The organism is Rubripirellula obstinata (assembly GCF_001642955.1).
Lineage (GTDB): Bacteria > Planctomycetota > Planctomycetia > Pirellulales > Pirellulaceae > Rubripirellula > Rubripirellula obstinata.
In genome coordinates this window covers 34,433-47,307 of record NZ_LWSK01000010.1, presented here as the reverse complement: position 1 = coordinate 47,307, position 12,875 = coordinate 34,433, and the positions used below count along the sequence as shown (strand labels likewise).

Annotated in this window: 13 protein-coding genes; 12 read left to right on the top strand and 1 reads right to left on the bottom strand. The window is 53.2% G+C overall.

Going from position 1 to position 12,875, the window contains the following annotated elements:
- Positions 1-8 precede the first annotated feature (8 nt).
- The 12 genes from RC85_RS05265 to RC85_RS05210 all read left to right on the top strand — a co-directional run bounded on the left by RC85_RS05265 (position 9) and on the right by RC85_RS05210 (position 10,610).
- Positions 9-824 (top strand): TIGR04282 family arsenosugar biosynthesis glycosyltransferase, encoded by an 816-nt coding sequence (locus RC85_RS05265; RefSeq protein WP_068259467.1) that lies wholly within the window; start codon positions 9-11, stop codon positions 822-824.
- On the top strand, positions 814-1,983 hold the full coding sequence (locus RC85_RS05260; protein ID WP_068259464.1) for an NAD(P)/FAD-dependent oxidoreductase: 1,170 nt from the start codon (positions 814-816) through the stop codon (positions 1,981-1,983). Before RC85_RS05265 ends, RC85_RS05260 begins: the two co-directional genes overlap by 11 nt.
- A gap of 85 nt (positions 1,984-2,068) precedes the next feature.
- Positions 2,069-2,821 carry a hypothetical protein gene (locus RC85_RS05255; protein WP_157593883.1) on the top strand — a complete coding sequence of 251 codons (753 nt, stop codon included), beginning with the start codon at positions 2,069-2,071 and terminating at the stop codon, positions 2,819-2,821.
- A 173-nt stretch (positions 2,822-2,994) separates the two neighbouring features.
- Positions 2,995-3,222, top strand: coding sequence for a flagellar FlbD family protein (locus RC85_RS05250; RefSeq protein ID WP_068259544.1), 228 nt, complete (start codon positions 2,995-2,997; stop codon positions 3,220-3,222).
- A gap of 32 nt (positions 3,223-3,254) precedes the next feature.
- Complete coding sequence (locus RC85_RS05245; RefSeq protein ID WP_068259458.1) at positions 3,255-4,016, top strand: motility protein A; 762 nt, start codon at positions 3,255-3,257, stop codon at positions 4,014-4,016.
- 3 nt (positions 4,017-4,019) lie between these two features.
- The gene (locus RC85_RS05240) at positions 4,020-4,799 is read left to right on the top strand and encodes an OmpA/MotB family protein (protein WP_068259455.1); all 780 of its coding nucleotides are present in this window, start codon (positions 4,020-4,022) and stop codon (positions 4,797-4,799) included.
- A gap of 16 nt (positions 4,800-4,815) precedes the next feature.
- Positions 4,816-5,397 carry a dihydrolipoamide acetyltransferase gene (locus RC85_RS05235; protein WP_068259452.1) on the top strand — a complete coding sequence of 194 codons (582 nt, stop codon included), beginning with the start codon at positions 4,816-4,818 and terminating at the stop codon, positions 5,395-5,397.
- 60 nt (positions 5,398-5,457) lie between these two features.
- Positions 5,458-5,985, top strand: a complete 528-nt coding sequence (gene fliN / locus RC85_RS05230; protein ID WP_084422359.1) for a flagellar motor switch protein FliN — start codon at positions 5,458-5,460, stop codon at positions 5,983-5,985.
- Between the two features lie 85 nt (positions 5,986-6,070).
- On the top strand, positions 6,071-6,766 hold the full coding sequence (locus RC85_RS05225; RefSeq protein WP_068259449.1) for a FliO/MopB family protein: 696 nt from the start codon (positions 6,071-6,073) through the stop codon (positions 6,764-6,766).
- A 290-nt stretch (positions 6,767-7,056) separates the two neighbouring features.
- Entirely contained in the window at positions 7,057-7,947 is an 891-nt protein-coding gene (locus RC85_RS05220; protein ID WP_420821379.1) for an ABC transporter permease, read from the top strand.
- 5 nt (positions 7,948-7,952) lie between these two features.
- The gene (locus RC85_RS05215; protein WP_068259443.1) at positions 7,953-8,801 is read left to right on the top strand and encodes an ABC transporter permease; all 849 of its coding nucleotides are present in this window, start codon (positions 7,953-7,955) and stop codon (positions 8,799-8,801) included.
- 261 nt (positions 8,802-9,062) lie between these two features.
- Positions 9,063-10,610, top strand: coding sequence for a 2-isopropylmalate synthase (locus RC85_RS05210; protein WP_149752794.1), 1,548 nt, complete (start codon positions 9,063-9,065; stop codon positions 10,608-10,610).
- Positions 10,611-10,616: 6 nt separating this feature from the next.
- Here the strand turns inward: RC85_RS05210 and RC85_RS05205 are convergent, their stop codons facing one another.
- Positions 10,617-12,584, bottom strand: a complete 1,968-nt coding sequence (locus RC85_RS05205) for a glucuronate isomerase (RefSeq protein WP_068259437.1) — start codon at positions 12,582-12,584, stop codon at positions 10,617-10,619.
- Positions 12,585-12,875: the final 291 nt, after the last annotated feature.

Here is a 12,875-nt window from a genome sequence, read left to right as displayed (position 1 = left end):
TGCAAATGATGAGTCTGACCGATAACAAGCAAAAACGAAAGCAAACAGAGCATTCCTCCGTGCTGGGAGTGATGGCAAAGTTCTGGCAACCCGGCCGCGTGAAGACTCGATTGGGTTCCACCATCGGAATGGAACGGTCCGCGCAGCTTCATCAGTTGTTTGTCGGTCATTTGCTGTCGGAAATGACCGGAGATGAATCCGGGAAAAGAGGCTGGCACACCCAATGGGTTTCTTCACCGTCGGATTGCCTGGAAGTCAGTCGCCAGCAGATTTCACTCTGGAATCTGGAACAGAACGAGCAATGCGTTGACGTTGTTGATCAGGGCGAAGGCGATCTGGGAGACCGAATGTATCGCTGGTTTGACCGTCAACTCGGTGCAGATGATCTAGCCGCACACGAGCCCCCCAAACGCGAGGCCATATTCCAAAAGGCAATCCTGATCGGTGCTGACTGCCCGCTGATTTGCCGATCTGACATCACGCTTGCTCTGGAAAAGCTGCGTCATAGCGACGCGGTCTTGGGACCAGCAGCGGACGGGGGTTACTATTTAATCGGGTTCCGAGCTCCATTGAATCCGCAAACAAAACGCGTGTTCAGTGAAATTGCCTGGAGCCAAGATGACGTGTTCGATGTCACTTGTCAGCGCATCAAAGAAGTTGGAATGACAGTTTCCTTTCTACCAACGCAAGAAGATGTCGACACAGAAGTTGAACTGAACCGACTTCGCACGTCGCTTGCTGAGAATTTTCCAACGAGCGCTGCATCCGTCAAACGACTTTCTGAATCCATCGACCAAGTGTTGAAAACTGAACATGAATCCTAGCATCATCGTTGTCGGCGGCGGCGCGGTCGGACTCTCCTTGGCGTGGGAACTTGCACGACGAGATTGCGAGGTCACGCTGATCGATCGCGGCGAAGTCGGCAGTGGGACCACTTGGACGGCCGCAGGAATTTTGCCGCCAGCCAACTTGGAACACGCAACCGATCCCATGGACCGTTTACGCGGGTTGTCGCACCAACTTTATCCGAAGTGGTCTGAACAACTTTTGAAAGAGACCTCGATTGACATTGAATTGCGTCGATGCGGTGGTTGGTACCTTGCCGAAACCGCGGGGGAACGAGCGTTGATGGCGGGGATGATTGCATATTGGAATGAAATGCAAATCCAGTGTGACGCGGTGCCTTTGCCCGACGTTGCCCGACGCGAACCTAGTCTTGCAAACTGGACCACTCAGACACCCAGCGCTGCCGCGTGGTGGGTTCCCGACGAATACCAAATCCGACCACCACGATTGACCCAGGCTTTGCATGCAGCGTGTGTTAGTTCAGGCGTCACCATTCGCCAAGGCTGCGAAGTTGTTGATGTCGCCAGTAACGATGTCGCCAGTCACGATGTCGCCAGTAACCGGGGAACCGCAGTCGTTTCGCTTGCCGATCGTACAACCATCAAAGCCGATCATGCGATCCTTTGCAGCGGAGTTTGGACCGGCGGTCTGGCCGATCGATTGCATTTGAACCAATCACTGATCCCGATCCGCGGACAAATGTTACTTCTAAAAACAGACCGCCCAGTGATTGAAAGTATTGTGAACGTTGGCAACCGTTATGTGATTGCTCGCGAAGACGGACACACGTTGGTGGGATCCTGTGAAGAGGAATCCGGATTCGATCTGTCCACGGATGAAACCATGCTGGAAACGCTGCATCAGTTTGCGATTGCGACGGTGCCAAGTTTACGGACAGCATCGCGAGTGTCCGCGTGGTCGGGACTGCGGCCGATGACGTTCGACGGATTCCCGATGATCGGACCGGTGCCCAGCCAACCAGGTTTGTGGGTCGCATCAGGTCACTACCGCAGCGGAATCCACTTGGCCCCCGCCACCGCCGTCACGCTTGCCGATGCCATTTTAGGCGAACGACCCGCCATCGATATCAGCAGTTTTGCAGTCGGCAAACAACAGGTTTTCGACACTTCTCTGTGAAAGCTCTGGTTTTGCAAAACAACTCTGGTGGCGGTTGCTGAACACCACTCTCTACATCACTCTGTTTTCATTATCCTGACCGCTGATGCACCGACTCTCCAGCAAACTTTCTCCCGCGTCTTACATTATGCAGCCCGATTCTGACTCGTCGCTTGAATTCGCCACGCTCGATCCGCCCGGTACGATTGCCGTGATTGGGGGCGGTGCGTTGGGGGTGGAGGCTGCTTTGTATGGTCGATTTCTTGGCTATGCGGTGACTTTGATCGAAGCGGAATCGATTGGCAGTTCGGCTGAAGCGATGCGTGATCAACCGCTGCCGGTTTTGCCGGATCGCTGCTTGTCGTCTCTGGCAATGTCGGCTCTGGCGACTCAGGCTCATGAATCAGGTCCGCAGGTTTTGCCAACCACGATTGGGGAGTGGATCGACGATGGATTGGTGGGACTGACCCAAACCGATCTGATGCGCGGTCGTGTGATGACTCAAACGAAGGTGGATTCGATTGAGTTGGTTCCGATTGAACTGGATTCAGAAGACGAAGAACCCGAAGTTGAACAGTTCCTTCCCGATGATTTTCGCCTTCACTTACAAACGGCCAGTGGCGAAAAGTCGACGTTGAATGTCGAAGCCGTGATTGTCGCGACCGGCAATGATGACTCGTTGCACCAATCCCTGCCGGCATCGACGGAGTATTGGTTTCGGATCGGCGGCGAGTTCGATGACGTGGCTGCGGACGATATCGAACGGCAGTTTCGATCCGGCTATCAGCAAATCGTTGACGTTTTTGCTCGGCTTGGCGGTCGCGAGACCCTGGATCTCTATCGGCCACGACGACTGTAACGATTGCACCGGCTACGGAAGAGATTCCATGTCGGTAGACGATGTTTCTTTTTTGCAACATACGACCTGATCCCTAGTCGTGTTCTAGCTTTGAGCGTTCAGTGTATCCGCACCGAATGCATTCGCAGTCGCACAACTGCTGAATGAGTACGAATCAAAACGGGGACTTCTTGATGATCAAACTAACTCGACTCGACGGCGAGCACTTTGTGCTTAACGGTGATTTGATCAAGTATGTCGAACAGCGTCCTGACACGTTCATCACACTGACGTCGGGCGATCGCATCGTGGTCGCTGAATCGATGGATGACGTGATCGAACAAGCTGTTTGTTATCAACAACGAAAACACTTCATACCGCCGACGGCCTTGAAGTCCCACGTCTCTGCTGACCAATCCTAAACCTCGACCTCACCAACTGCAGCTAAAACACTATGGATATCGCCAGCGTTATTGGATTGATTCTTGCCATGGGCTTGATCCTTGGCTCGATCGCAATGGGCAACGCTCCGTTCGCCGCGTTCATCGACGTTCCTTCGGGGCTTGTCGTGATCGGTGGTGCGTTCGCAGCCGCTCTGATCGCATTCCCGCTGAAGAGCATGCTGAAGTCGCCCAAGATCGCGTTGAAGGTGATCTTGAACAAGGGCGAAGATCGCCTTGGCCTGATCAAGCAAATCGTTGACCTTGCCGAAACGGCTCGCCGCGACGGTTTGTTGGCCTTGGAATCTAAGGTCGGTGAAATCGACAACCCGTTGGTTAAAACAGGTATTCAAATGGCAGTCGATGGCAGCACGCCTGAGGTGGTCGAAGAAGTCCTGCGAACCGAAACCGAAGCGATCGCGGTTCGGCACAAAGAGGGCAAAGGCATCATGGATCAACTAGGGCGTTTCGCACCTGCGTACGGAATGATCGGAACCTTGATGGGTTTGATCATGATGTTGCAAGACATGAGCGATCCGTCGGGCATTGGTGCCGGGATGGCGGTGGCTTTGATCACGACCATGTACGGTGCGATTGTCGCCAACGTGTTCTTCTGTCCGTTCGCCGAAAAGCTTGGACTGATCAGCCGCAACGAAATGGTTAGCCTGGAAATCGCCATTCGTGGCGTGATGGCGATCCAGTCCGGTGAAAGCCCGCGTGCGATCGATCAAAAGCTGAAGACGTTCTTGCCACCTAGCCAACGCGGTGAGGAGTAAATCATGGACGAAGAATCAGATGAAATTGGCATTCCCGAATGGGTCGTCACCTTTGGTGATATGATGAGCCTACTGTTAACGTTCTTTATCATGTTGGTTTCGCTTAGCGAGATCAAAGAAGAAGAAACCTATCAGGCGCTCGTCGATTCGATGCAGCAACAATTCGGTTACCAGAAAACACTGGACGCTTTGTCACCCGGTGAAAAGAAACCGCGTTCCACTGCGTTCACACCGTTGGCGACGACCGGCCGGGCCAAGAAGAAAGACACCGCGGTCGGCGGAGTCCCAGAAAAGGCTCCTGTTGGCGAAGACCCCTTGGTCCGAATCGTCCGTCCTGGACAAGTGACAGCGGTGGGCAGCGTGGTCTTTTTCGAGATGGGCTCTTACCAGCTTGGCGAAAACGACATCGCAGTGCTGAGGAACCTGGCGAAACAACTTCGTGGGAAACCACAGAAGATCGAAATCCGCGGACACGTCTCGGCAGAGTTTGCCGCTCGTACCGCTGGTACCGATCAGGCAATGTTGTTGGGCATCAAGCGAGCGTCGGCCGTGCGTCGATACTTGGTTGAAACCGAAGGCATCGAATCAGCACGATTCCGCATTTCATCGGCCGCGGACAGCGAACCGATGAGCACCAGTGGTCATGGTGGATCCGTCACGCAAAACCCGCGTGTCGAAGCCTTCATGCTGGACGAAACAGTCGAGGATTTGCTCGGAACAGCCGATGAAAGAAATGCGGCGACGATCAACATCAACGGCTCAAACAGTCGAACCCGTACGTAATCACGATTCAAATATCATGGCTGACGAAAACAACGAACCTGAAGTCGACGGCGAAGAAACGCCCCAATCCAGTGCTGCAGGCGGCTCCGGTGCTGGAGGTAGCAGTTCACGGGTGCTGATCATGGCATTCGTGGGAGTGATCGTGTTGCTGGAAACGGCCATGTTCTTCTTCTTGGTGCCCAGTGCCGAAGATGTCAGCGCGCTTGCCGAAGCTAAGTTGATTAAGTCGGTTCAGGAATTGGACGTCGAGTCGGCGGAACAGGCGACCGACGAAAATAAGCCGATCGAATTTCAATTGGGACGCTACGGCGAAATTTTTAGCCCACACGATACAGTCAAGAATTACCGTGTCGAAATTGATATCTACGGGCTAATTCTGACCAAAAACGAAGAAAAGATGAAGGAACAGTTTGTCGAAAAAGAAGGCAGGCTCCGAAACGCGATTCGCCGAAAAATTCGCAACAGTTCAATGGAAGAGCTGAACGAGAACAATCACGGAATGCTGGAACGTCGCATTTTGACTGAATGCAATCATTTGCTTTCAGAAGACATGTTGCTTGGAGTTGGCTTCAAAGCGTATCAATTGATCGAACAATAGAACGTTTCTGTTTCTAAGCCAGAAAACTGGCGTGAAACTGTCCAACGGAAGGACGCTTACGTGGCTGATCCCACCAACGAAAACGACGAAGCCAAAACTGACACACCGGCGGAAACCGGTGAAAATGCAGGTAGCGATTCGCCCGCTTCGGTTGCCACTGACAAAGCAACCGATGTCGGTGCCGATGACTCACAAGAGAGTCTCGCGACAGACGACATCGAAAAACTGCTCGCTGAGGCATCGCAAAATCTTGATCAAGCCGTTGATGATTCAGCACCCGCGGCCGCTGGCGATGGTTCGCCCAAGCCCTATGCACTCGGCGATCTGACACCCGATTCAGACGCCAATCCGTCGCAGCCGATCGATTTGCTTGGCGAAGTGGAAATGGACCTGCGGGTTGAACTCGGTCGAACCCGCATGCGACTGGAAGAGGTTCTGCAACTTCGCGGCGGCAGCGTCGTGGCGCTCGACAAGTTGGCGGGCGACCCGGTTGATATTTTTGTCAACGGACGCTTGGTTGCTCGCGGAGAAGTATTGGTGATGAACGATAATTTCTGTATACGCGTGACTGAGCTTGTCGGCGCGTAGTTGAATTTTTTGCTTTGCAGGTTCGGTAAACCGTATTGAGCGGAGCGAAATACGGCCTCAGCATCGGCTTCCAGGAAAACGCAGCATGAATCGATCCATCATCGTCACTTGCACTCTATTGCTGTTCGCGATTAGTTCATCAATCGTCAGTTCACCAGTCGTCAGTTCACCAGTCGCAAACGGCCAAGACTACAACCATCAATCATTCGCCGGACGTGAAAACGTCGAGGCCTCTGTTTACGGACGACCGCCGGATGTTGCGGTTGCTTCTGAACCGACAAAGAAAAGCTCGTTTCCAAAATTGCTGATCAGTAATAACAGCGATGGCGAACCAGTCACTGCTAGTGAATCCAAGAACCAGTTCGCCGCACCGCTGGTAACCGTGACGTCCAGTTTGGCGGTTGTCTTGGGCTTGTTCGCAGCTCTGGTTTGGGTGTCGCGAAAGTACGGATCCAAGACCATGGGCGGTGCGATTCCAAACGAGGTCATTCAAACACTCGGCACCACGCCGATCGACCCGCGAACACGGATCACGATGATTCGCTTGGGCAGTCGTATTCTGGTCGTGGCGCAAACCGCCAGCGGAATCACACCGATCTCTGAAATCACCGATCCCGAAGAAGTAAGAAACCTGACCGCGCACTGCATCGGTGATTCGAAGGCCAAATTCACCGACACGCTAAAGTCAATTGAACGCGAACCAGCCGGCGACGGTTTCCTGGGTCAGCCCGCCGCAGCGCCCGCACCACGAACCCGCGGCAGCCTGTTCACGACCGCGTAACGCAGTGCAGCGGGCCGCAGTGCAGCGAGCCGCGTCACGACCGGGCGACTAAAGTGAGCCGCGACGCGTAAGCGGCCGGGCCTACCGCATTGCCCGGTGATCCAGGCTGAGAAGGTTGTTTGTTGCATTGATTCCGGGGGCTTCGCACCCGGCACCGAGCTTTCGTCCCTCCAGGACTAGCGTCGCCGCACCTCGCTGAAGGCTTGCCACGGCCTACCCTGAATCCAGCATTACGACTATCAAGGTGGGAAACCAGCTCTTTGCTTCCTTCCTTTTCATACAGTCACTTTGTGAGTACTGCCGCTAACTCCCCCACCCATTCTGTGCCGACGCACTTGACCGGAACCCGCCAAAAATTGCGGACTTACGGATCAATTTTGAAGACGGCACTCGGTGAACGATTGGTTTATCGAGGTGATTTCGCACTCGGCACCCTGATGCGGTTTCTGCCCATCGTGACTCAGGTGTTCCTTTGGTTCGCCGTCTTCGATGCGATCGGCAATGCCGAAGGCGAAGAAGCCGCAACGATTGGCGGATTTGGGTTTCGCGAGATCGTTGCTTACTACCTGCTAACGATGATCGCAAGAGCGTTTTCCAGCATGCCTGGTTTGGCGTCCGGAATCGCTCGCGAGATTCGTGAAGGCGAAATCAAACGTTACTTGATCCAACCAGTGGACCTGATCGGATTGCTGCTGCTGACGCGGATCGCACACAAGTTAGCGTTCTATGCGGTTGCGATCGCTCCATTTGCGTTGGTGTTTTTTCTGTGCCGCGATTACTTCGTCGATGGTTGGCCGCCACCGTATCGCATGACTGCGTTCATCGGCACGCTGCTGATGGGATTCATGATTGGCTTTTTTCTGGAAGCCGCGATTGGAATGATCGGTTTCTGGTTCTTGGAAGTCTCTTCGCTGCTGTTCATTTACATGCTGTTCAGTTTCTTTCTGTCGGGACACATGTTTCCACTTTCGTTGTTGCCCGATTCGATTGAAACCATCGTCACTTTTCTGCCTTTAAAATACTTGGCCTACTTTCCTGCGGCGGTGTTCTTGGGAAAAATCCCGGACGAGGACTTGCCGATGGAAATGGCAATCGAAGCGGCTTGGTTGACGTTCTTTATCGTGGTCTGCCGGTTTGCGTTTAATCGAGGCGTGCGTCGTTACAGTGGCTACGGAGGCTGACGCAAATGAAACCTTCCTATGGAAAAGTCCTAGCAACGTTCGCGCGGAACTCGTTAGTGCGTGACATGACCTTTCGCACCAACTTCATTCTGCAATGCATCAGCAGTTTGGGTTGGACGGCGATGAACGTTGGTTTTTACCTGATCATTTTTCAGTACACCGACACGATCGGTGAAGGCAGCGGATGGGACCGCGAAAAATTCTTTCTGTTCATCGCAACGACGTGGTTCATCAATTCATTGGTGCAAGCGTTCTTCATGCCCAACGCGGAAGAGTTTAGCGAGATGATCCGGACCGGCGGGCTGGACTTTGCTTTACTGAAACCGATTGACACTCAATTCCTGATTTCGTTTCGTCGGATGGATTGGAGTGCGCTGTCGAACTTCTTCGCAGGACTGTTGATCGCGGGAGTCGCGTTATTTCGACTCGCCACCCGAGACGTCGATCCGATGATTCCGTCGGCACTGTCGGTGATTCTGTATTTGATTTTCTTGGCCTGCGGCGTAACGATCATGTATAGCCTGATGATTTGTTTAAGCGCGACCAGCATTTGGTTGGGTCGCAATCAAACGCTGTACAATTTTTGGTTTTACATCACCAACTTCAGCCGTTACCCGATGGAAATCTACAATCGCGGTTGGGGCGCACCGCTGTACGGTTTCTTTACCTTCGTGATTCCCGTTTTGTTGGTCGTCAATGTGCCAGCGCGACTGATCGCCAAACCGATCGATCCCCGCACCGACCAAGAATGGATGTTCATGGGTTGGGCGTTGGTTGCGACCGTCCTGAGCGTCCTGGCTAGCCGTTGGGTATTCCGAAAAGCACTGCTCAGCTACCGCAGTGCAAGTTCTTAGAAATCGCATGAACCATTGATACTGTTATTCGGTCCTGATCAACATGATGTAGGCCGGAACAAGCGAAGCGAAGTTCCGGCAATACGGCACAGTAAAATGCAGTGCGATGCAATTTCCGGAACTGCGTTTCGCTTGTTCCGGCCTACTTCACTCGCGAAGCAGCGAAGAAAACACATTGAAAACCCTGGTCGCCTAGCGATCAGACATTTTTCTTTTATGCTTTAGCCCCTGTCCTTTTCCCACTCTCTTGGAAGCACTTCGATGACGACATCCTCGCAGCCCCACGAATCGCCGCGGATGATCCGAATCTTTGACACCACGCTGCGTGATGGCGAACAGTCGCCCGGTGCGAGCATGAACCTGGCCGAAAAGCTGGAAGTTGCCAGCCTGCTGGACGAAATGGGCGTCGATATTATCGAGGCCGGTTTTCCGATCGCGTCGCCTGGTGATTTTGAATCCGTCAAGAAAGTTGCCGAAACAATCCAGCGTTCCACGATCTGCGGATTGGCACGATGCAGTGACAAGGATATCGATGCGGCGGCGGAAGCGGTAAAGCCGGCCAAGCAGGGACGGATTCACGTCTTCTTGGCCACCAGCGCGATCCATCGTGAATTCAAGCTGCGAATGACGCCTGACGAAATCGTCCAGCGAGCAATCGCCGGCGTGAAGCGGGCTCGCAATCTTTGCGACGACATCGAATTTTCACCCGAAGACGCTTGCCGAACCGAAGACGATTTCCTTTGCCGCGTCGTCGAAGCCGCGATCGACGCTGGTGCCACCACGATCAACATGCCCGACACCGTTGGCTACACCACGCCCAACGAAATTTTTGATCGATTTTCGATGGTCCGCAATCGTGTGCCCAACATCGATAAAGCGATCTTGAGTACGCATTGTCACAATGATCTTGGAATGGCAGTCGCCAACAGCATGGCGGCCGTGGCAGCCGGGGCGGGGCAGATTGAATGCACGATCAACGGCATCGGTGAACGGGCCGGCAATGCGGCTCTGGAAGAAATTGTAATGGCGATGAAAACACGTCAAGACTTTTTCAACTGCACGACCGCGATCGATACCCAGCGACTGGTCCCCGCCAGCCGCTTGGTTAGTAAGACGACGGGCATTCAAGTGCAACGCAACAAGGCCATCGTCGGTCGCAATGCCTTCGCACATGAATCCGGCATCCACCAAGACGGCATGCTGAAAGAACGCAGCACCTATGAAATCATGTCGCCCGAAGATGTTGGCTTCTCGAAAACCGATCTTGTGCTTGGCAAGCACAGCGGACGAGCAGCCTTAGCCGACCGAGCAAAGACGCTTGGGTTTTCTTTGAGTCCCGAACAGTTGGTCACGGTGTTCGAGCAATTCAAAATCTTGGCGGATAAGAAAAAAGAGATCTATGACGGTGACATCATCGCGTTGGTGCAACAACAAATCAGCGGTAGCGTCGAACAGGAATGGGCGTTGATCGATTACACGGTCACCAGCGGCAAAAATCGTACGCCAGTGGTCGAGGTCACGCTGAAGCATGGCGACGATGAAAAGACCCAAAGGGTAGAGCAGGGCGATGGACCGATCGACGCTGCGTTTTGGGCTGTCGAAAAGATCACCGGCATCGAAGTGGTCTGCAAAGACTTTCGCGTCCGCAGCGCCACGCTGGGTCGGGACGCGATTGGCGAAGTAAATCTGGAAGTGGAATACAAAGGCAAGACTTACCGAGGCATCGGAGTTAGTACCGACAGCGTTGAGAGCACGATTTTGGCGATGCTAAACGCAATCAACCGAATCATTTCAGAAAAACGCGAGTAGACGACGCTACTTTGAATCGTCGTCGTCCAGGAAGTCAATTAGCAAATCGTCTGTGTCGTCATCGGCATTCTGATCGGTCGGAGTATTAAATTTCAGCTCGCCGGTCAGCGGATCGGGTTTGACTTGAATCGAATCTTCGTCGGGAGAAAATGAATCTTCATTTCGCAGCGGCGTAATTGCGGGATTCATTGTTTCATCGTCAAGACCGACTGTTTCCAATCCTGGATCGACTTCGGAATCGCTTAGCAAATCGCCGACGTCCAACGCGGGTTCATCGACTTGCAAGTCTTCCAAATCGACAGTTTCCTCGTTCGCAACATCCGAAATCACGACGTCGGATGTCTCTAAAACGTCGACTTCGGCATCACTGGGACTTGGATCCAAATCAAATTCCACCGAATCCTCGTCAATCTCTTCTTCAATGCGGACCGTTTCGTCATTGTCTTCGATTTGGGTGGGCAAGTCGGCCAGATCGGACTGATCGTCGCCTGAGTCATCTGCCAATTCTTCGACCACCGTTTCCATCGACAAAGTGTCGTCGACCGAATCAGCCGCATCAACTTCGACCATCCCGATCGCACCCGCAGCCAACGCCGCGGATGATCCGGCCAACAGGATGTCGTCAACGGTTGCGTCGGGGTCTTCTACGATCGTATCGCTGGCACCTGGCTTGGAAAGTGGCAGATCACGAGCCGGGAAAATTTCATCGACGTTGTCGCGAAGAATCCGCCGGCCCAATTCAACCGCCCGCTCTTCGTTCCATCCGCAGCGACCGACAAAATGTTCCGCCAGCAAGTCGGCCAAGACATTTCGGTACATGTCAAATTTGGGCCAGACAAATTCCAATTTGTAGGCATCGCTGTAGTACGCGATTTGTTTGTTTTGCGGGACTGCTTCCAAACGAGCCATTGCATCACGAGCAATAAACGAAGGCGTATTGCTGTACCACCAATGCCCATTGGTGATGACGTTGGGAAAAATCCAAGCGTGGCTGACTAATTCTTGATTGGTAACACTGGCCAGGACAGAAACTGGAAACTTGACGTTCGGAAAAGCATTGAACAATTCACGATACTGAGTCAACGACACGCGACTGTCGTACAAATCTTGCCCTTGATAAACGCCGCCAGGATAGACACCGCGATTGACGCCAATCATCAAATCGAACGGCAATCCAAACTCGTCACACAATTCTGCCAAGGTCCAAAACACTCGTCGAGACAACGCATCACGGTGGGCGACGTCGGCGAGTTCGCCTTGTTTCAAAACTTGCGTTAACGCGCTGGCCGCACGACCATCGCTGACCGGTGTGGGAACGAAAGTCGGTGGAATTGAAATCGCGCACGCCCTGGCTCCGCGACCAACAAAGTGTTCAAACCGTTGATGCAAACTGGATCGCAGGCTCGCCAACGAACCATCCAACTCGATGCCGCTACATCCAACCAAGCGTTCTTGCACCGATGATTTTGCCAGATGGAACACCAAGTCATCGGTTCGCAGACACGGGATGTAGGTGTTTGAATCGAAGCCTTCCAGATCATCATCAAAATCGTTCGTCAAAAAAACCGATTCGACGTTGCTCTGGTCCAAGACCATCTGAGACCAATCGGCGCGGGCCATCTTTGACTCGGCTGAATCGTAGAGCGATTCCCAATTCGATGCGTTGATTCGATCGTGCTGGAAACCAAAAAACTTGCGGCACAATTCAATCAGCCAACGATAATTCGCTGTGTTTTCGATCGGCTGCAGGTTCAGCGCAAGACGTTTGACCAGTTCCCTTGGTCCGATCCCTGGTTCCTCAATCTGGTCTTTAGGCATCCCCGCCGAATGGGCCAATTCAGTGTAATAGTGGTAGCCCAGAATATCCGCCAATGTCGATGATGCTGGCGCGTGCGGATCAATGTGGGTGTGGGGATCGATCAGCCGAATTGAGGCGATTTCATCGTAGATCGAATCGCGAATAGATTGAGTCATGGATTAGCGGCGGGATCGTTTTGAGGTTGAAACCAGGAAAACTAATAGTTTCGCATCGTGAAAGTCTGAAAAATCGCATCGGCGACATCGTCTCCAATCAATACAAGATACTCCGCCAGCGAAGCGAGCGCCCAGATGCGTTAGCCGTTAAGCCTGCTGGAATTGGTCACATTGCGCCGGTTTTTCTAACCCACATTTCCGTCCGTTTTGCAAAAAAAACGTGCGGCGCTGCGTGGCGGGCGCTACAATGGACGTCACGATCCCGAGGCTTCTCTTCGACTCTCCCTTTTG